Origin of the sequence: Cryobacterium sp. Hh11 (assembly GCF_004404045.1) — a bacterium.
Lineage (GTDB): Bacteria > Actinomycetota > Actinomycetes > Actinomycetales > Microbacteriaceae > Cryobacterium > Cryobacterium levicorallinum.
In genome coordinates this window covers 24,282-43,092 of record NZ_SOHF01000039.1, presented here as the reverse complement: position 1 = coordinate 43,092, position 18,811 = coordinate 24,282, and the positions used below count along the sequence as shown (strand labels likewise).

Below are 18,811 nucleotides of genomic sequence, written 5' to 3'. Positions count from 1 at the left end.
ATCAGCTCGTTCGAACCGTACCTAGCGCTTCGAACGAGTACAGCACCCGCTGTCCATTCGTGAACCCGAGTCTCCGGAGGACGTCCACCGTGCCCCTTTTTCGCCAGCCCACTGACAGTAAACCGCACGCTCACCGGCCCACGACGTCCGCCCGCCACGCCGTGATCGCTGTCGCCGCCTTCTTCGCTGTCACGATTGCGGCGCTCGCTCCCCTCACCATTCCTGTTCCAGGCGGTGAAGTGGCGGCCGCGGCGACCGTGCGCACCGTGATCGACAGCAAGTCGTCAAAGATCAACTATTCCGGAATCTGGCGCACCACCCGCAATGCCGCCGACCGCGGCGGATCGGTGCGGTTTCAGTTCAGCCCGGGCAGCGCCTCAATGACCTTTGAGGGATCCAGTGTCGCCTACGTGACACGCACCACCACGAGCTCCGGAAAGAGCACGGTTTCCATCGACGGCAAGGTCGTCGCAACCGTCAATGGTTACTCCGCGACCACCCAACACAAGCAGACCGCGTTCAGCACGACGGGCCTCGGCAGCGGCAGCCACACCATCACAATCACCCGCACCGGCAAGAAGGACCCCCGCTCCACCGGCACCAATAGCATTATTGACGCGTTCGTCGTCAATCCCCAAGCCGCTTCCGCTCCAGCACCGGCGCCGATCGCCGCCCCAGCTCTCCCGCCCATGCAGACGCCGTCCGGCGCGCACCGCTACGCCGACTGCCCGGCCGCGACCGAGGCGGTGAGCAACGCCGCCGAGCTCATATCCGCCGTCGACCGTGCCCGACCCGGGACCGTCATCCACCTGGCGCCCGGCACCTACCGGGACCAGATCAACATGCACGCGAACGGCACGAAAGCCGACCCGATCTGGGTCTGCGGCCCGCGTGACGCCGTCATCGATGTCGGCAGCGTTCAGGACAACCACGGCATCCAGATCAAGAATTCCTCGAACCTCGTGATCGCCGGCATGACCGTCACCAACAGCCTCAAGGGCATCAGCGTGGTTCACAGCACCAACGTCACGATTGCCGACACGCGCGTCGAGAACATCGGCTACGAGGGCATCCACTTGCGTGATTTCACGACCGACAGCACCGTCGTCGGCAACACGATTTCACGCACCGGCCAGCGCGATGCGCAGTTCGGCGAGGGCGTCTACATCGGCACCTCGGAGAACAACTGGTGCGCGCAGACCGACTGCAGGCCGGATCGTACCGATCGCATCCGGGTGCTGGGCAACACGATCAGCAGCACCAGCGCCCAGCCGATCGAGGTGAAAGAAGGCACGTCAAACGGCGTCATTCGCGACAATGTCATCTACGGCGCCAACGGCATGCGGAACGCTCAGGAATGGGTCAAGGTCAAGGGCAACGACTGGACCATCGTCGGAAACACGGGCAGCAACAGCCCCCTGCACGGCTTCGCGGTCAACGGCAGTGTCGCGGGCTGGGGCCTGCGCAATACCTTCACCGACAACTCCGGTGCGGTCAATGCCGGGGGATACGCCTTCTTCATCCACGAGAAGGGCCGCAAGGGCTCGAGCGACACCAAGGTCTCCTGCGCGAACTCGGTCACCCGCGCGGCCGAGGGCTTCTCCAACCTCCCCTGCACCGGGTAGCGGCTGCGGCGCGTAGCCGAACGCTGCACGCGCTGAGCTGAGTTGCTCGCGCCAGCAGCAAACCCGCGCGGCCGAGCAGTGCGACAGAAGTCCGGGAGACAGAAACTCAAGGGTTCAAAAACCACTCTAGGCACTTTCACAGGAATGACGGGTGCCGCACGTCGGACAGCCCGCTGCCTCCTTCCCGTCGAGTCGGTGACATAGCCCACAATGGGCATTAGCACTGGTCAGGGCCAAATCAAGAGGCTCGCTCAGTTTCGCAGCGGCCGACCGCCGAGATTGACGCTGCAGCGCACGCGCACGCCCGCGCGAGGAGAGGCGTTCGCATCCGCTTAATTCGTGCCCACAAACCCATTTGCACACGGGTAACGTGCAGCAGTTCAGACGCTAATTGACGACGTGAGCACGGCGATCACCGCCGAGCATCACGAAGATCATGTGCGTCGAAAACCCCCGGGTTCACGGACGTAACCACCAAGTCCATGAACATCCGGAAGGTCCACTATGTTGTTCCCCCGCTTCACCCGACGTGCCACCATCGCCGCCGTCGCGATCGCCGCGCTGGTTCCGCTCAGCGCCATGATCCCCGCTGCAGCGGCCTCCGCCGCGACAGCGCCCGCCGGCACCACGGTGATCGACAGCGCCTCCGCACAGGTCAAGTACGCCGGCACCTGGCGCACCACGGGCTCACCCTCCGACAGCGGAGGATCGGTGCAGTTCGCCTCCACAACGGCAACGAGCGCCTCACTGACCTTCACTGGCTCGACCGTGGCCTTCATCACCCGAATGACCAGCAGCTCCGGCAAGAGCGATATCTCGATCGACGGCAAGGTCGTCGCCACGGTCAACGGCTACTCCGCCACGACGAAGTACCAGCAGAGCCTGTTCAGCACCACGAACCTCTCCAGCGGGACCCACACCATCAAGGTCAGCCGCACCGGCCAGAAGGATTCCCGATCCACCGGAACCAGCAGCATCGTCGACGCGTTCCTCACCAAGTCCCCCGCAACCGCAACCGCTCCCGCCCCGGCGCCGGCGCCCACCCCGACCGCCACCGCGGTCCCGGTGACCACGACGGCCACGATGGATGCCCCGGTCGGCTCGACCACCGTCGACAGCGAATCGGCGCAGGTCACGTACGCCGGCACCTGGCGCACCTCCGGCTCCAGCAACGACTCCGGCGGATCGGTCAGGTTCTCGACCACCTCGGGTAACGCTTCCTTCACCTTCCAGGGCACCAGCGTCGCGTTCATCACCCGTCTGACCAGCGCCTCCGGCACGAGCGACATCGCCATCGACGGCCAGGTCGTCGCTACGGTCAACGGCTACTCCGCGAGCACGGCCTATAAGCAGGTTGCTTACAGCACGACGAGCCTCTCCGCCGGCACCCACACCATCACGGTATCCCGCACCGGCCAGAAGGATGCCCGCTCCACCGGCACCAGCAGCATCGTCGACGCCTTCGTCGTGTCGGCCGTGCCGAGCACCGCGCCCACCCCGGCACCGATCAGCACCCACCGCTACGCCGACTGCCCGGCCGCAACCGTCACGGTGACGACCGCCAAAGAGCTCATGACCGCTGCAGCCCAGGCACAGCCCGGCACCGTCATCAAGATGGCCCCCGGCACCTACAACGCCCAGATCAACATGACCGTCAACGGAACAGCCACCAACCCGATCTGGGTCTGTGGACCGCGCACCGCGGTGGTCAACGTCGGCAGCATCCAGAACAACCACGGTATCCAGATCTCCAACTCCTCGAACCTCGTGGTCGCCGGAATGACCGTCACCAACAGCCTCAAGGGCATCAGCGTGATCCGCAGCAAGAACGTCACCATCGCCGACACCCTGGTTGACAACATCGGCTATGAAGGCATCCACCTGCGGGCTTTCACCACCGACAGCAAAGTCGTAGGCAACACCATTCGCAATACCGGCAAGCGCGACCCGTTCTACGGTGAGGGCATCTACATCGGAACCTCAGACGCCAACTGGTGCGCCCAGACTGACTGCCTGCCCGACCGCACCGACCGCACCCTCCTGATGGGCAACACCATCAGCCTGACCGGCGCCCAGCCGATCGAGGTCAAGGAAGGCACCTCGTACGGCATCATCCGCGACAACGTCATTGACGGCACCAACGCCATGCCGCGCGCCGAGGAATGGGTCAAGGTCAAGGGTAACGACTGGCAGATCTACCAAAACAAGGGCACCAACAGCACCATGCACGGCTTCGCGGTCAACGGAAGCGTTGCCGGCTGGGGCCTGCGCAACGTGTTCTTCGATAACACCGTTCCGGTCAACGCCGCGGGCTTCGGCTTCTTCATCCACGAACAGGGCAGCAAGGGTGCCAGCGGCACCAAGGTCTACTGCTCCAACACCGTCACGGCTGCTGGGTCCGGTTTCTCGAACCTGGCCTGTACCTCTTAGCCACCCGGTCGCTTCGTCGTTCGAGTGCAGTGGTCCAGCTGCGCTCGATACGCGGAAAGACCGCGGCAGCCGAATAGGTAGCCTCAAAGGCGGATCTGGCCAGATCCGCCTTTTTGGCGCGCCAGGGGGCATCCGTCATCGCCCGGTGCAGGGCCGCCTCGAGGGCGTCGACGTCGCCGGGCTCCATGAGCATGCCGACCCCACCGGCCAGGACGGCCGGCACCCCACCGACGCTGGTCGCCACGACACAATTGGTGCGAGCCATCGCCTCGAGAATGAACATAGGCATCGCCTCGTCGCGGGAGGGCAACACCGCGATCGCGGAGCGCTCGAGCAGCTCCATTAGGGCAGCATGGCTGAGCGGGCCGACAAATTCCGCCCCAGTCAGCGGCTGCGCAGGCTGGTCGCCGATCGGCCCGGCAATGACCAATTTCCAGAGCGGATGCTGCGGCGCGAGCCGTTCCCACGCCGCCACGAGTACGTCGACGCCCTTGCGCTTGCTGACCGCACCGCCGAACACGACGAGGTTCTCGATCTGCCGCACGGCACCAGCAGCGACGGCGTTCGGCACGAGTACAACCCGCTCCCCCGGCACGAACTCCGCCGCCGCAGCGTTCGATTCAACCGACAGGGTCAGCACCACGTCGGCGGAGCGCAGCACGCTCCCCACCAGACCGGGGCGCTTGCGGGCGAAGTCGGCAAACGAGCTGCCGTGCAGCTGTGCCACGGTCGCGAAACCTCGCGCGTGGGCCAGGGCGAGCAGCGCGCCTTCCCGGGCGAAGGATCCGCCCTGGGACAGGTGTGCAACGACGACGGTGCGCTCCGGGTTGGCCAGCCGCAGCAGCTTCCAGAAAGCGGATGCTGCAACCCCGGCCGCGCGCAGCCCGCCGCTGCCGTCCCGCGAGGACACCATACGCAGCTCGAAGTCGACAAAGGAATGTGCCAAATAGCCATTGACCACCTGACTCATGCCGCCGGCGACCTCACCGCTGCGTCCAACGTGCACGGCAATGAAACGTTCGGCCGTGCGCCGGGATACGTGCCGCTGGGCGGCGACCGGGGTGGTATTGAGCGGGTCAGCGTTTTGCGGGTTGATCGTGAGCGCCGCTACGTTGATCGGCTCGGTATCGTCCGCTTCGCTGATGCTCACCGCACACTTTCGATGCTCAGCACCTGGTCGAGCAGGCGACGCACGGTCTGTAATTCGGCCTGCGCTTCGGCCAGGCCGGCCAAAATGGGCTCGCGCCGGCCGAGCAGGTTCTGCAGCCGATCCCGGATTTGGGCGATACTGAGTCCGGCGCTGTCAATGCTCACGTCGTGCAGGCCGGCCGCTGCAAAATGCCGGGCGATCTTGTCCGCCCGACCACCTTTGGGCTGTCCGCTGACCAAAAGTGCGGCCGGAACTGCTCCCTCGGTGAGCGCGCCGACGAGCACGTGCAGGCGGTCGCTCACGGCGAGCGCCGCCCGTCGGTAGAGGTCGCGCAGGCGCTGCTCCTGCTCGTCGTGGCCGGTGCCGTTCCAGCGCAGGGCCTGCCCGTCGAGGTCGGCGGCGAGTTGGCCGCACTTGTCGTCGTCGCGCAGAACCTGGGTCACGCACCAGATCGTGAGGCCATTGTCGGCCGCCACGGCTCGCACCCCGGCGAGCCACTCATCGCTCGGATAGTCCAGATCGGAGCGCATGGATACGACCAGCACGTCGCGAACCTCGTCGGCCAGATCACGCTTTTCTGCCCGACCGTCGCTCGCAAAGGCGAGGTCGGGCATGATGCGGCCCTGCCCGAGATATCCGGCGGTGGCGGCATCGCGCCAGAGCGACACATTGGACAGTGCAATGGACGGACCCATCAGGGCGCGCGGCAACGGTGCAAAATTGCGGCTGCCCACGCCCACCCGGGCCACCCGGCCATGTCGAGCGCGCACGAGCGCGAGCACCGGCAGCATGGCGAGGTGCTCCTTCATACCGATCAGGGTCAGCTGAATTTCTCCCGGCTTGAACACGTACGATGCCCGGCCGCGGGCGGCGCTGCGCAGTGCCGCCGCGTACCAGGCACGAAAGGACCGGTACTGCACATCGTCCGGCGCCAGGCCGAGTCCTTCCGCGTAGCCATCGGGGGCTTCGCCGACATAGATGTGCAGCGGGCCATTGGGCCGCAACCAGTCGAGCAGCTGCCGGCGGAGCAGAATGTCACCAATATTGTCGTACTGTCCGCGGGCCGGCACGAAAATTTCGCGCGGCATCCGCTCGCCTGGTGCGGTGGCGCTCATCGGTCGGTGATCAGCGAAACGCTCACGCCGGTGTCGATCGCGCGGCCGGCAGCGAAGCGGATAACCTCAGCCGTCAGGTCGGGCGCATCAACGGCCCGAGCGACTCCGAGGCATTCGGCGAGCTCGGCGATCTGCATCTGGTGGTCGTCGACGTGTTCGCCGCGGTGCTTGCGGCGGGTCACGATCACCGGAAAGACCCCCAGCTCAAGCAGGCCCATGAAGGTGCCAACGCCGGCGTGGGTGATCACGACGTCGGCCGTGAGGGCAGCATCGACGAACATCGCGGTCGGCATCATCTGGTGTACCTGACCGGGCAGGTCAGTCCGGTCGGTGGTGAAACCGAGCTGCCAAACGGTGCGTTCGTCGGCGAGACCGCTCGCGAGCACGGCATCGACGAGGGAGTCGAACCGGTACCCCTCGATGGTGCCGAGGGTGACGAACAGGCTGGGGCGGTCCGGCGCGTGTTTGACCAGCGCATGGTACGTGGAGAGCACACTCGGGTATGTTCTCCACCGCTCCGTCGCCCAGGCCGGGTGCTGGGTACGCACGCTGACCAGCCGGCTGGCGGCGAGCACCCGGCCGCTGAGTGAGGGGCCTTCCACTCGCGAGACGCTCTCGATGTACAGGCTGGGCACGCCACTGATCGCGGCCTGGGGCAGCGCGGCCACGGCCAGGCCGGCCCCCGTGCTCACAGCACCGTCGAAGGATTCGTGCTTGAGCACCCGCCGGACGATTCCGGCCGCGCGCATCATGCCGAGGTAGTCGCGCGGGCGTACATAGGGCACGTGGATGCGGCGCTGACCGGCCAGCAGGGATCGGCTTTGCATGGAGTCAAAGGTGACCCAGAGCGAGCTCGGCGAGGCGCCAAGTCCGGGGGCGAGGCGAACGAGCTGAGCGAGATGGCCGCCGGTTGAGGCGACGAGCAGAAGCTTCCGTTGCGTGGGCGGCAGCGGATCGAGCGGGTATGACGAGTGCACGGACACTGAGGCTCCCTTCGGGTAAAGCCTGGGTGGGACGGTTTCGAACGTGCGTCATCGAACGTGCGTTATTCGGGCGGTGGAGTTGTCGATCGGCGAAACTGAACTGGTACGGCTGAGCAGGTGTCGCTGAATTACCAGGTGACGCGGGTGTGGGCCGGGTTGTCTGTCGAGGAAATGTCGCTATCAACCGGAGTCGCGCCGCGATCGATCGCGGTCGCGGCGGCGGATCGGCTCGGCCGCAGCGACGGGCGCAGGGGCGGGCGTGGCGAGACCGCGAATCCGCCGTCACGCACGAGCGCGTCGGGGCCGCGGGTGGGGACCATGGCAAGCACGACGCCGAGCGGCGTCGTGCCGACGGCTTCGAGGGCGTCGAACGCGGCGAGCAACTCGGCCTCACTCACCCGGTTGGCGCCAACCACCAAAACCGTGCCACCGGTCCAGCGGCTGAGCACAGCAGCGTCGGTGACCGCGAGTACCGGCGGGGCGTCGATGAGTACGTAGTCGTAGCTGCTGCTGAGCACATCGAGCACGGTGCCCATGGCCGTCGAACCGAGCAGTTCGCTCGGGTTGGTGGGGATCTTGCCGGAGGAGAGCACGGTGAGCGGATGCAGCGTGCCCCACGATTGCAAGGAATCCTTGAGCGGCACATCCCCGACCAGCACGTCGGTCAGGCCGCGGTCTGGGTCAAGGCCGAGGTAGTCGGCCAGCCGGGGCGTGCGCAGATCGGCGTCGATCACGGCGACGGTCGCGCCGCTCTCGGCGAGGACGATGGCAAGGTTGACCAGGGTGGTGGTCTTGCCCTCACCCGTGACGGACGACGTCACGACCAGGCTGCGCCGGCTGGTATCGGCGTCGGCGAACTCGAGGTTGGTGCGCAGCACCCGGAATGCCTCGGCGCGTGCGGTGGCCGGACCGTCGGGGGTGATGATCGGGTTGGCGTGCGCTTCAAGGGGGATGCCGCCGAGCACTGGAACCACCGTGAGGCGCTCGATGTCGTCACGGTTGTAGATGCGACGATCGAGCAGTCCGATCAGGAACGCGGTCACCAGGCCGACCAACAGTCCAATGAGCAGGCCGACAGCGAGGTTGAGGTAGAGCTGGGGCAGCGCCGGGTTGTCCGGCACCACCGCGGGGTCGAGGACACCGACCGTGACCGGGCTGGCTCCGCCGTCCGCTGGGGTTTCCAGCTGGTTGATGACCACGTCGGTGAAGCTTTCCGACACGGCCTCGGCGAGTTGCTGCGCGGCATCCGCTGTCGAAGCGAGGGCGGTGATTTCGATGACAGCCGAACCGGGCTGGGTGGTGGCGGTGACCCGCTCGGCCAGGTTGGCGGCGGTCTCGTTGAGGCCCAGGCTCGTGATCACCGGGTCGAGCACGCGGGGGCTGGTCGCCACGTCAAGGTAGTAGGGCAGCTTCTGCACGACAAAGTTGTTGCCCTGCACCAGATCACCGGGGGTGGATCCGATCTGAATCTGCGCGGCTACGAAGACCCTGGTCGAGGCCTGGTATTGCACGGGGGTGAGCAACGCGGCTGCGGCCCCACCGACGACGCCCAACAAGGTGAAAGCCACGATGAGAATCCATCGCTTTCGTAGAATTCGAGCCAGACGCTTCAGTTCCATGCGCGCTTCTCTCCGAGTGATTAATGCGTCGTACTTCGGGTGTACGACGACAGAAACCTATGTTGGCATAAAAATCCTCACTTTTGGACCGTCAGTATTGAAGATTTAATCCGTCCGTGTTGAGGAGTTCACGAGATTGTCGATCAGAAACTGACGAATATTCGCTCGGGTTGCCTCGTCGAGCAGCTCCAAAGCGTGTCGTTCACCGGGTTTCACGTCGAGGGTGACGGGAACGCCGACGGCCGTGAGTGCGTCCGCCATCGCCTCGGCTTGCTGCACCGGAACAAATTCATTTTTCGAGATGGCGAGGTAAAACGGTGGATCGGTCTTGTCGACGGCGTACAGCGGCGAGGCTGTACGCGAGTTGGGACAATCGGTGAAGTCGTCGCAACCGAGGTATTGCAGGATCGACCCGACGGCCAGCCTCGAGGGACGACCAAGCCTGAGGCCCGTCTCGGTGAGGTCAACCGCCGGCGACAGCGCTACAACCGCGGCAACCCGGTCGCCCTTGGTGAGGCTGCCGGAGCCGTTGGTGCCGATCGACGAGGCGATGATCGCCCCGGCCGAGCTGCCGAGCAGTCCGATGCGCTCGGGGTCGATGTTGAATTCCCTGACCTGCTGCGGATCGCGCAGCCACTCGAGCGCGTCGGTGACATCGTTCACCTGCGCCGGAAAGGCGAATTTCGGGGCGAGCCGGTAATCCACCGCGAACGCCGCCACGCCGCTGCCGGCCAGCTCCTCACACAGGGCGGTCATGCCGCCAAAATCTTTGCTGCCGCTGTCGAATCCGCCGCCGTGGATGAGAATAACGGCCGGGGTGCGCTGAGACTTCTCCTCGGGCAGACAGGCGTTCAGCATCAGGTCCTGCCCCTTGGCCGTGCCGTACTGCAGGTCGTGCTCCACCACGACCGGGCCGGGCGGCGCAGACCGGTCGGGCGTGGTCGGCGTGGCGGAGCATCCGCTCAAGAGCAGACCAACGGCCAGCAGGCCAACGGATGCCGCGCGGGCGGGCTTCACAGCAGGTCTCCGTTCAACCGTGCGCGATGCGAGACCGATTTGGCCTGCCGCCTGCGGAAAGGGCTGACCCAGAGGAAGGAGAACCGGCGCAGGAGCTTGGCGAGGTAGACCGAGCCGACGAGCGCGATTGCGGCGAGCAGAAACGGCAGGGCGTTGGCCGCGCGTTCCAGCCAGGCTGCCTCGGCGATCGGGGCGAGCAAGGCGAGGGCTGTGGCCACGAGAAACAGGTGCAGCAAGTAGATCTGAAAGCTGTATTGGCCGAGCGTGTTCATGAAGTTCAGCCATTTCACGCGCACCAGCAGGGTGGCCAGGGAGATACCCATAGCCACGGCGACGGCGCTTTCGATCAGGATCAGGCCGGGCAGGCGGGAGAGGTGGAACGGCACCAGGAGCACGGCGAGGCCGAGGTAGGCGGCAACCAGCACGATGGCGTGCCAGACCCGCACCCGCGCGGCCAGCCGGTACACGGTGTGCGGAAAATAGACCGCGACGATAAAGAAGATGAAGTTGGCGGCGACTCGGTCCCAGCCGACATTGTCGAGGTCGAGCAGGTTCGGTGTCGTGGACGCTGCGGCGACCAGTGCAGCAAGGGTGATCTGCACGCTGATCGGCAATTTGCGTAGCAGCCAGGCGAGCAGGGTGAAAACGGCGAGGGCCCAGATGAACCAGTAGCTGCTGGTCGGCCAGACCGGCATGAGAATGATATTGAGCAGGTCGGTGGGGGAACGTTCGGTTCCCCGCAGGTGCGGCACGACGAGGTAGAACAGCACGCGAATAACCGACCAGAGCAGGTACAAGTAGACCAGGGTGAGCAGCCGACGCCGCCACAGGTCGTGCAGGTTCCAGGTGAGCATGCGCCGGGCGGTGAGACCCGCGATGAAAAAGAACACCGGCATGGGAAAGTAGCTGAGCACCAGGCGCAGCCGCGGGGTGCTGCCGGCCAGTCCGAGATCATTCAGAAACAGCGATGAATGATAGAGCACGACGAGGATGATCGCCGCTCCCTTGGCGAAGTTGATCCACTCACGGTTCTCGGGGGCCTGTATCTCTTTCACAGACGAAATGTACACGAGAAAAACTCAGTATGGAATCTTGGGCCGGGTTGCAGGGGTGGTCAGGGGCTGCCAAAACGAGCCGCTGCAGCAAAAGAGGCCGTGAACTGGGGGTCAAGCTACTGCACTGCCGACCTCGTGACCGCGGTCGATGAGTTGCCCCCCCGTGGCTAAATCAGGAGATCTGCGGGGACCGAGGTGGTGCCCCGCGTATTTCGGCATCTGCCTGCAGCAGTCTTCCGGAATTAGCGGCGGCGCGGCGGCGTACCGGGGGCTGCCGGGCAGTCAGACGGCGACGTAGCGGGGAATGAGATCTTCGAGCAGGGCGACGGTGTCGGGCCAGCCTTCGACGGCGATGCACTCGACGCCGAGAACCTTGACCGGGTAGTCATTGCCATTCTCGTCGAGGCGATCGCCGACGAACAGCATGTCGTCGAGGTCGACCCCGGTAAGGGTGGCCAGCCGCTTCATTCCATAGGCCTTGTCGATGCCCTGCCGGGTGATATCAACGGATGTCGACCCCCCCGAACGCACTTCAAGGTCGGGCAGCAGTGCCTGCACGGCCGCCCGCAGAGTGTTCTTCTTCTCCCCGGTCGGGTCCCAGGCGATCTTGGCGGCGACCGGGGCGGCCTGGCCGAGTGCGGAGAAGGTGATCTGCGAGCCGCGGTCTTCGAGGATGGGGCCCCAGGTGTCGTTCTCCCAGTAGCCGAGGCTGCGCGCGGTCTGCTCGACGGCATCGAGGGCCCGGGTCTTTTGCTCGTCGCTCAAGTTTTCGGCGTAGACCTGCGTCCAGCCCTGGGCTTCGCTGCGGTAGTACTGGGTGCCGCAGGTGGGCAGGAGGTGCAGCCGGGCGAGCAGATCGGGGGGAATCGAGGGCAGGTTGTCGATGATCTGCGCCTGGAACTGGCCGAATTGACCTCCGGAGATGACGCAAACCTCGGTGACGCCGAGCAGCTGCACCAGCAGGTCGATCATGGTCGGGTCGAGCGCGGACTTGGACGGCGCGAGCGTATCGTCAAGGTCGAAGGCCACCAGGCGGGGAAGGATAGGCATCAGGCCACTCTATCGATCGTGGGAAGCCGGCCGGTGTGAGCGGATCCGGGGATGGGGGCGAGTTGTTAGCCTGAGCGAGTGCGTACTGACTTCGATCCCCGAGACCTTGCCCGCCGCGACTTCTACCGCCTGCTGAACTCCCTCGTGGTTCCGCGGCCGATTGCCTGGGTGTCCAGCCGCTCGGCGGCCGGGGTCGACAACCTGGCGCCGCATTCATTCTTCACCGTGGCATCCGTTTCGCCGCCGATCGTGCAATTCACCTCGGTGGGTGTCAAGGACACCGTGCGCAATATCCTTGAAACCGGGGACTTCGTGGTGAATTTCACGCCGGAATCGCTGTTCGAGGAAGTGAATGCCACCGGGACCGACTTCGGGCCGGAGGAGAGCGAGTTTGACCGCGCCGGGCTCACCCGCGAACCGAGCCTGACCGTTTCATCGATGCGGGTGGCCGAGTCCCCCGCGGCGATCGAGTGCCGCCTGCACTCCACGCTCGAACTGGGCGATTGCACGCTAGTGTTCGGCGAGGTGACGCACGTCGCGGTGTCGTCTGCGGTGTTGGACGGCGGGCATCCACTCATTGAGAAGTTGCGACCGTTGTCGCGGCTCGGCCTCGACGAGTGGGGAACCACCGGCGTGGTCAAGGAGATCAAGCGCATTCGCGCGAGCGATTGGCCGCGCGAGTTTCGGCCGCGCGAACACTGAGGCGAGTCTGCAGCGAGCGGATGCACGCGCCCCATTTGGGTGCGCGCTACGGCGATTACCGTAGCGGCTGCCCAAATCGGGGGCGGTCGCGCGCCACGAGACCACGGCGAGCGGATGCGGCGGCCAGGCCGGCAGCATCCACTCGCGAGCGCCTTGGGCGGCTACGCGACCGGCGGGAACAGAGCCTCGGCGAGCAGCGGGCCGAGCTGGGTGCTCGCCTCACGCACGAAGTGCTGGCCGTCGAAGAACACCGGGGTGTTGTCGATGAAGGCCGGGCAGCGCTCGTCGACGCAGAGCCACGGCACGACGTTCACATACTGGGCGAAATCGCCCAGCTGCTCAACCGCGGCCTGCTCGGCCGTCACCACTTTCTGGTACAGGTTCGACGGGCTGTAGATGCAGTCCGTCGGCACGCTCGTGAGGGTCTTGCACTCGGCGAACGGGGTGCTGGCCGGCGGCGGTGAGAGCACAGCGACGTGGTCGGTGGACTCCTGCAGCGCGGTAATCGTGGCGGCCGTGGCGGTCTGCCACTCCGTGAGGGCATCGGCACCCTCGTTGCCACTGGCCAGGCGCACGATGGATCCGGCGAGGCTCGACATGAGCACGAGGTCGGGCGACAGGCGAGCGACCTCGGCGTAGACCCAGGCGTGGTGGGCGTCGCACTTGGCGGCGGACGCATCGGAGGCGCTCTTGGCCGCGACCGAAATGTTCACGGCCGGGCAGGAGAACATGGTGAGCGAACGCACGTTGTAGCCGAGCGGTTCGAGCGCGGCGCGAATGGCCGGCATGTAGCTGATTGCCATGGAATCGCCGAGCAGGACCGCGGTCTTGGCCGCGGCCGGGTCGCCATAGACACAGCCGGCGGCGTTCTTCTCGCTCACCGAGAGACAGCTGTCGTCGACCCATTCCGGCACGCCCGAGTTGTCACTGAGGGCGTCGAACGCCGGCTTCACCTCGGGCCAGGCTGTGTTCGCCAGGGCCGCGGTAATGGCGGCCTGCCGGGTGGCCAGCAGGGTGGCGGGTTCGGCGGGAGCTTCCACACCCAGGTTGGCCTCGGCACCGATCGGCGCGGCATCGGCAGACGGGTCCGACGACGTGCGGGACTTCAGCGCAACAAAGGAGACCGAGACGATGACCAGGGTGACGACGACGAGGGCGCCGATCCAGGCCTTGGCCGGAGTGAGGCCGGAGCGGTGCGGGGTGGCGGGGCGGCGCATCCGTTCTCGCTGACGGGTTTGCGAACTTTCGAGCCAAAGCGAGTGCCGAATGGGATCTTCGACGAAGTGGAAGGAGAACACCGAGAGGGCGACCATGAGGACGAGGGCAAGCGGCAGGTAGATCGGCGAGTCGGTCGCGAAGACGGTGGCGAGCAGGATGACCACCGGAAAGTGCCAGAGATAGAGGGAGTACGAGATCTTGCCGATGTAGCGGCTCACCGGATTGGTGAGGGGAAAAAGCAGGCGCTGTTCGGAGGATCCGATGCCGGCGGCGATGACGAGGGCGCTTCCGGCGACCGGCAGCAGGCCCCACGGGGCGGGGAACGGCGAGTCGCGGCTGATCAACACGAGGCTCGCCACGATCAGGACGAGGCCGAGCCAAGCCAGCACCGGACGGAGGGCCGCCGGCAGGTTGGCGATGCCGGGGGCGGAGGCGGCGAGGAGGGCGCCGATGCCGAGTTCCCAGGCGCGAGCGCCGGTGGAGAAGTAGGCGATGGCGCTGCTGGTGGAGGTTTCGAAGAAGCTCCAGGCCAGAAAGCCGAGGGTGATGACACCGGTGCTGACGGCGACGGTCGTGATCAGGGCGCGGGCGCTCAGTGTGTGGCGGCCGGCCAGGGCGAAGATGACGATGAGCAGAAACGGCCAGACGAAGTAGAACTGTTCCTCAACGGCGAGCGACCAATAGTGCTGCAGCGGAGAGACCGCGTTGGTGGCCTGCAGGTAGTCGGTACCGACGAAGGCAAAGTGCCAGTTGGCCACGAACAGTGCCGAATAGACACCGTCCCAGAGCGTGCTGAGGGCGCGGGCACTCGGCAGGAGCAGGTAGCCGATCGCCACGGTGACGACGAGCACGAGCAGTGATACCGGCAGGATGCGGCGGATGCGGCGGCGGTAGAAGTCGACGAGGGAGATGCGGCCGGTGCGGGCGTGTTCCTTGAGCAGCAGGCTCGTAATGAGAAAGCCCGAGATGACAAAGAAGATGTCGACGCCGATGAATCCGCCGGACGGCCAGCCGAGCAGATGATCGAAAATGACGACGATCACGGCAATCGCGCGCAGGCCCTCGATGTCGCCGCGAAAGGTGCGGGTGGCGGACTTGCCGCCGGTTCCGGTGGCTCCGGGCGCGGGTTGTCGGCGTTCCAGGATGGGCTGAACGGACATGTAGCCTCCGACTCGGGTTGCGGAATTGGCACCTGTTTTCACCCGGCGACTTTTTACCCGTCGGCCGGGTACGTCCTGCGATTATGACGTAATCTCAGCTATCGAGGCAAACCCGGCCGAATTATTTACCTGACGGACACGACCTCACCCGTGCGCGTGAGACCGACGTATATACAGGAACGCCACATCGAGCCGCCCCACCCTGCCGACGAGGCTCCCACCTCCTCCGCCCAACTACAGTGATTGAGAAGCCTAGTTTTCGATCAGTATCAATCAATTTCGAACCCTTTACGACCCCTCTGCTTGGGCCCGGCGCCCGCATGTCTCTTGACGATCCGGCCCCCCACGAAAGCGAGCGACCATGAACCGCGCCGGACGGCTCGCCGCCGTGCTCGATCTGCTCGCCGATTCGGGGCAAGTCGAGGTCGATGACATCATCAACAAGCTCGGAGTGTCAACCGCGACCGCGCGCCGGGACCTCGACACCCTCGCCGAACAGCAGCTGCTCACCCGCACGCGCAGCGGTGCGATCGGGCAATCCGTCGCCTACGGCCAGCCCGCACGCCGACCTCACGGTCGTGACGAACGCGATCAATATTGCCGCGCAACTCGCGATGCGACCGCAGATCAAGACCGTGGTGACCGGCGGAGTCGTGCACGCGCGCTCCTACGAGCTGGTCGGCGCCTACGCTGAATCGGTGCTCACCCAGGTGCGGCTTGATCTGGCGTTCATCGGGGTGACCGGCATCGACCCGGTCGGCGGTGCCACGGTGGACGTCGAGCGGGTTCGCCCGGAAGGACGCCGCGAGGGCCGCATAGACCGGCAAGGGAGTGGACCCGGTCGCGAGCCGCAGCACAGAATCGGCCTTCGACGCGATCAGCCGGCGAATTTCTGTGGCTACCACCTCCCCCGCGGCCTGCTTACTCCGGGCCACGACGATCTCAGCCACGGGCACGCTCCTAAGTGATTGCTTCTGACTCAGGAGTAGCAAATTCAATCATGATTGGTCAGGAAAGCTGCACGGCACCCAAGGCCAGTACAGCGATCAGGGCCCAGGAGAGCAGCCCGACGGCGAGTGCGCGGCCGCCCGTGCGCAGAAGCGTGCCGAGATTGACGGCCGCGCCGAGGGCAAACAGCGCCATGGCCAGCAGTGCGGTTTGCAGCAGGTCGGCGGTCTCGAACGCCTCGACGGGTAGCGGAACCAGCGTACGCACCAGCATCGCAACGATGAACCCCGCGACGAACAGCGGAACGATCGGTGGCCGCGTCGACCGGATGCTCCGGGTGGCTGGGCCGGGCACCCAAGTGTCACCGGCAGCGGGGTCGACCGAAGTGGCGGCATCCGCTTCGATGGCGCCGAAACGGCGGCGCTCAATGATGGACGCGACGGCCACGATCGGGGCGAGCATGAGCACGCGGGTGAGTTTGACGACGAGGGCGACGGCGAGGGCGGCCGAGCCGGCGATTTGTGCGGTCGCGACGACCTGGCCGACGTCGTGCACGCCGGCGCCGACCCAGTGTCCGAATTGCAGCGCACTGAGCCCAAGCGGATGCCACACCAGCGGCAATACGGCGATCGCAAGAGTTCCGCACAGGGTGACCAGCGCGATCGGGGTGGCGGTCTCCTCGTCTTTCGCCCTGACGACGCCGCTCATGGCCCCGATTGCGGAGGCGCCGCAGATGCTGAATCCGGTGGCGATGAGCAGGGGCTGATGACCGGGCAGGCCGAACCAGCGGCCAAGTCCGAGCGTGCCGGCGAAGGTGATGAGCACAATCGCGACGGTGGTGGCGATGGTCACCCAGCCGAGCGCCATAATGTCGACGAGGCTGAGTTTGAGGCCGAGGAGCACGATTCCGAGCTGCATGAACGGTTTGGTGGCGACCGCGAGGCCGGGTGCGAGGACTCCATTGAGCAGGGGACGTGCGGCCGGGATCTGGCCGACGATGATTCCGAGCACCACGGCCACGGTGAGCAGGGGGAAGGCGGGCACGGCGGCGTTCACGCCCCAGGCGGAAAGGGCCCCGAGGGCCGCCACGAGTACTCCCCGAAGCCACATTCAGTCGAGTTTACGCTCGCGCCCACAGGGTGTCCTGCACGGGGCCCGTGCCCGGGCCCCGGTCCTAAACTGGGCCCACGTTCACGGGGTGGGCCCGGCCCGCGGGACGGCGTTCGAACGGCCCGGCCCAGGTTGCGGAGCTGGGCCCATGATCAATCATGGGCCCAGTTTCTGGGCCCGGGCCTGGTCAGAAGAAGGGGCCCAGGCTATGACCATGGGCTCAGTTTCTAAGCTGGGCCCCTGCACGGGGCCCGGCCCCGTCCGAAGTACTACGGCCGCCCGAGCCCGCGATAAGTCCACCCGGCGGCACGCCAGACGGCGGGGTCGAGCGCATTGCGGCCGTCGATCACGGTTTTCGTTTTCACGAGCGAACCCGCCCAGACCGGGTCGAGGTGTCGAAACTCGGGCCACTCGGTGACGAGCACGACAGCATCCGCTCCCCGCAGGGTGTCTTCGAGGGACTCCTCGTAAGTAAGCTGCGGATGCCGCGCCCGCGAGTTCTCGATGGCCTCCGGGTCGGTCGCCACCACCTCGGCACCCAGACCGCGCAGCTGCACGGCCACGTCGAGTGCCGGCGAGTCGCGCACGTCGTCGGAGTGCGGCTTGAAGCTCAGTCCGAGCACCGCGACCTTGGCGTTGTAGACCGTGTCGCCGAGGGCCTCGGTGGTCAGGTCGACGACGCGCTGGCGGCGACGCAGGTTGATCTTGTCGATCTCCTTGAGAAAAGCCACGGACTCGCCGCGACCCAGCTCTTCGGCGCGGGCGGTGAAGGCGCGAATGTCCTTGGGCAGGCAGCCGCCGCCGAACCCGACGCCGGCACCGAGAAAACGGCGGCCGATGCGGCCGTCGTAGCCGATCGCATCCGCCAGCTGGGTGACATCGGCACCGGTGACCTCGGCGATCTCGGCCATGGCGTTGATGAAGCTGATCTTGGTCGCGAGAAACGCGTTCGCGGCGACCTTGACGAGCTCAGCCGTGGCGTAGTCGGTGATGACCAGGGGTGTGTCGGCGGCGAGCGCCGTGGCGTAGATCTCGTTGAGCAGCTCGACGGCGTGCTCACCGGGCGCGCCCGGGGCGACGCCGTAGACCAGGCGGTCGGGGCTAATGGTGTCCTGCACGGCGAATCCCTCGCGCAGAAACTCCGGGTTCCAGGCCAGCGACGCGCCACTACCGGCGGCGATGAGCTCGGCCAGGCGGGCCGCGGTTCCCACCGGAACGGTGCTCTTGCCCACGACGAGATCGCCGTCGGCCAGATGCGGAATGAGCGACTCGATCGACGCATCGACATAACGCAGGTCGGCGCTGTAGCTGCCGGGCTTCTGCGGTGTGCCGACGGCGATGAAGTGCACCTGCGAGCCGGCGGCATCCGCTATATCGGTACTGAATCGCAGACGGCCACTGTTCATGGCCGAGGTGAGAACCTCGGGAAGTCCAGGTTCAAAGAACGGGGGTTTGCCGATGGCAAGTTGCGCGATCTTGGCGGCGTCGACGTCGATTCCGACGACATCGTGCCCCAATTCGGCCATAGCTGACGCGTGTACGGCGCCCAGATAGCCACATCCAATGACAGAAATTCTCATTTTATCCCTCTCGGTCCACCCAGAGCATAGCGGCAGTGGCAGATTGCCC

13 protein-coding genes and 1 pseudogene are annotated in these 18,811 nt (G+C 66.0%); 4 read left to right on the top strand and 10 right to left on the bottom strand.

Annotated features, from left to right (window positions below; translation table 11 throughout):
- The first annotated feature begins 89 nt into the window (after window positions 1-89).
- Together E3T46_RS17130 and E3T46_RS17125 are read left to right on the top strand one after the other, a co-directional pair.
- Window positions 90-1,625: a right-handed parallel beta-helix repeat-containing protein gene (locus E3T46_RS17130; RefSeq protein WP_134579476.1), complete on the top strand. Its 1,536-nt coding sequence runs from the start codon at window positions 90-92 to the stop codon at window positions 1,623-1,625.
- A 504-nt stretch (window positions 1,626-2,129) separates the two neighbouring features.
- Window positions 2,130-4,055, top strand: coding sequence for a right-handed parallel beta-helix repeat-containing protein (locus E3T46_RS17125; RefSeq protein ID WP_134579475.1), 1,926 nt, complete (start codon window positions 2,130-2,132; stop codon window positions 4,053-4,055).
- On the opposite strand, the gene E3T46_RS17120 is transcribed toward E3T46_RS17125, so the two are convergent.
- The 7 genes from E3T46_RS17120 to E3T46_RS17090 all read right to left on the bottom strand — a co-directional run bounded on the left by E3T46_RS17120 (window position 4,009) and on the right by E3T46_RS17090 (window position 12,044).
- Complete coding sequence (locus E3T46_RS17120; RefSeq protein WP_134579474.1) at window positions 4,009-5,205, bottom strand: glycosyltransferase family 4 protein; 1,197 nt, start codon at window positions 5,203-5,205, stop codon at window positions 4,009-4,011. The genes E3T46_RS17125 and E3T46_RS17120 overlap by 47 nt on opposite strands.
- Window positions 5,202-6,320, bottom strand: a complete 1,119-nt coding sequence (locus E3T46_RS17115; RefSeq protein ID WP_134579473.1) for a polysaccharide pyruvyl transferase family protein — start codon at window positions 6,318-6,320, stop codon at window positions 5,202-5,204. The genes E3T46_RS17120 and E3T46_RS17115 overlap by 4 nt, the downstream gene beginning before the upstream one ends.
- Window positions 6,317-7,303 carry a glycosyltransferase gene (locus E3T46_RS17110; protein WP_198419245.1) on the bottom strand — a complete coding sequence of 329 codons (987 nt, stop codon included), beginning with the start codon at window positions 7,301-7,303 and terminating at the stop codon, window positions 6,317-6,319. Before E3T46_RS17110 ends, E3T46_RS17115 begins: the two co-directional genes overlap by 4 nt.
- Window positions 7,304-7,431: 128 nt before the next feature.
- The gene (locus E3T46_RS17105) at window positions 7,432-8,922 is read right to left on the bottom strand and encodes a polysaccharide biosynthesis tyrosine autokinase (protein WP_134579472.1); all 1,491 of its coding nucleotides are present in this window, start codon (window positions 8,920-8,922) and stop codon (window positions 7,432-7,434) included.
- A gap of 105 nt (window positions 8,923-9,027) precedes the next feature.
- Window positions 9,028-9,939, bottom strand: coding sequence for an alpha/beta hydrolase (locus tag E3T46_RS17100; protein WP_134579471.1), 912 nt, complete (start codon window positions 9,937-9,939; stop codon window positions 9,028-9,030).
- Window positions 9,936-10,994 carry an acyltransferase family protein gene (locus E3T46_RS17095; RefSeq protein WP_166790320.1) on the bottom strand — a complete coding sequence of 353 codons (1,059 nt, stop codon included), beginning with the start codon at window positions 10,992-10,994 and terminating at the stop codon, window positions 9,936-9,938. Before E3T46_RS17095 ends, E3T46_RS17100 begins: the two co-directional genes overlap by 4 nt.
- 282 nt (window positions 10,995-11,276) lie before the next feature.
- Entirely contained in the window at window positions 11,277-12,044 is a 768-nt protein-coding gene (locus E3T46_RS17090) for an HAD-IIB family hydrolase (protein ID WP_134579469.1), read from the bottom strand.
- Between the two features lie 78 nt (window positions 12,045-12,122).
- Between E3T46_RS17090 and E3T46_RS17085 the strand changes: the two genes are divergently transcribed.
- Window positions 12,123-12,746 (top strand): flavin reductase family protein, encoded by a 624-nt coding sequence (locus tag E3T46_RS17085; protein WP_134441081.1) that lies wholly within the window; start codon window positions 12,123-12,125, stop codon window positions 12,744-12,746.
- Window positions 12,747-12,907: 161 nt separating this feature from the next.
- On the opposite strand, the gene E3T46_RS17080 is transcribed toward E3T46_RS17085, so the two are convergent.
- On the bottom strand, window positions 12,908-15,124 hold the full coding sequence (locus E3T46_RS17080; RefSeq protein ID WP_134579468.1) for an acyltransferase family protein: 2,217 nt from the start codon (window positions 15,122-15,124) through the stop codon (window positions 12,908-12,910).
- Window positions 15,125-15,485: 361 nt separating this feature from the next.
- Between E3T46_RS17080 and E3T46_RS17075 the strand changes: the two are divergent.
- Window positions 15,486-15,897 (top strand): annotated as a pseudogene (locus tag E3T46_RS17075) (DeoR family transcriptional regulator); the annotation flags it as partial.
- Window positions 15,898-16,132: 235 nt separating this feature from the next.
- Here E3T46_RS17075 and E3T46_RS17070 read toward each other — a convergent pair.
- On the bottom strand, window positions 16,133-17,182 hold the full coding sequence (locus tag E3T46_RS17070; RefSeq protein WP_134579467.1) for a putative sulfate exporter family transporter: 1,050 nt from the start codon (window positions 17,180-17,182) through the stop codon (window positions 16,133-16,135).
- A gap of 269 nt (window positions 17,183-17,451) precedes the next feature.
- Window positions 17,452-18,762 carry a UDP-glucose/GDP-mannose dehydrogenase family protein gene (locus E3T46_RS17065; protein WP_134579466.1) on the bottom strand — a complete coding sequence of 437 codons (1,311 nt, stop codon included), beginning with the start codon at window positions 18,760-18,762 and terminating at the stop codon, window positions 17,452-17,454.
- Between the last annotated feature and the right edge of the window lie 49 nt (window positions 18,763-18,811).

What these genes read in the sequence shown, in the direction of transcription:
- E3T46_RS17125 (WP_134579475.1), top strand. Translation starts at nt 2,130, where the DNA reads ATGTTGTTCCCCCGCTTCACCCGACGTGCCACCATCGCCGCCGTCGCG.
- E3T46_RS17115 (WP_134579473.1), bottom strand. Translation starts at nt 6,320, where the DNA reads ATGAGCGCCACCGCACCAGGCGAGCGGATGCCGCGCGAAATTTTCGTG.
- E3T46_RS17105 (WP_134579472.1), bottom strand. Translation starts at nt 8,922, where the DNA reads ATGGAACTGAAGCGTCTGGCTCGAATTCTACGAAAGCGATGGATTCTC.
- E3T46_RS17090 (WP_134579469.1), bottom strand. Translation starts at nt 12,044, where the DNA reads ATGCCTATCCTTCCCCGCCTGGTGGCCTTCGACCTTGACGATACGCTC.
- E3T46_RS17080 (WP_134579468.1), bottom strand. Translation starts at nt 15,124, where the DNA reads ATGTCCGTTCAGCCCATCCTGGAACGCCGACAACCCGCGCCCGGAGCC.
- E3T46_RS17070 (WP_134579467.1), bottom strand. Translation starts at nt 17,182, where the DNA reads ATGTGGCTTCGGGGAGTACTCGTGGCGGCCCTCGGGGCCCTTTCCGCC.
- E3T46_RS17065 (WP_134579466.1), bottom strand. Translation starts at nt 18,762, where the DNA reads ATGAGAATTTCTGTCATTGGATGTGGCTATCTGGGCGCCGTACACGCG.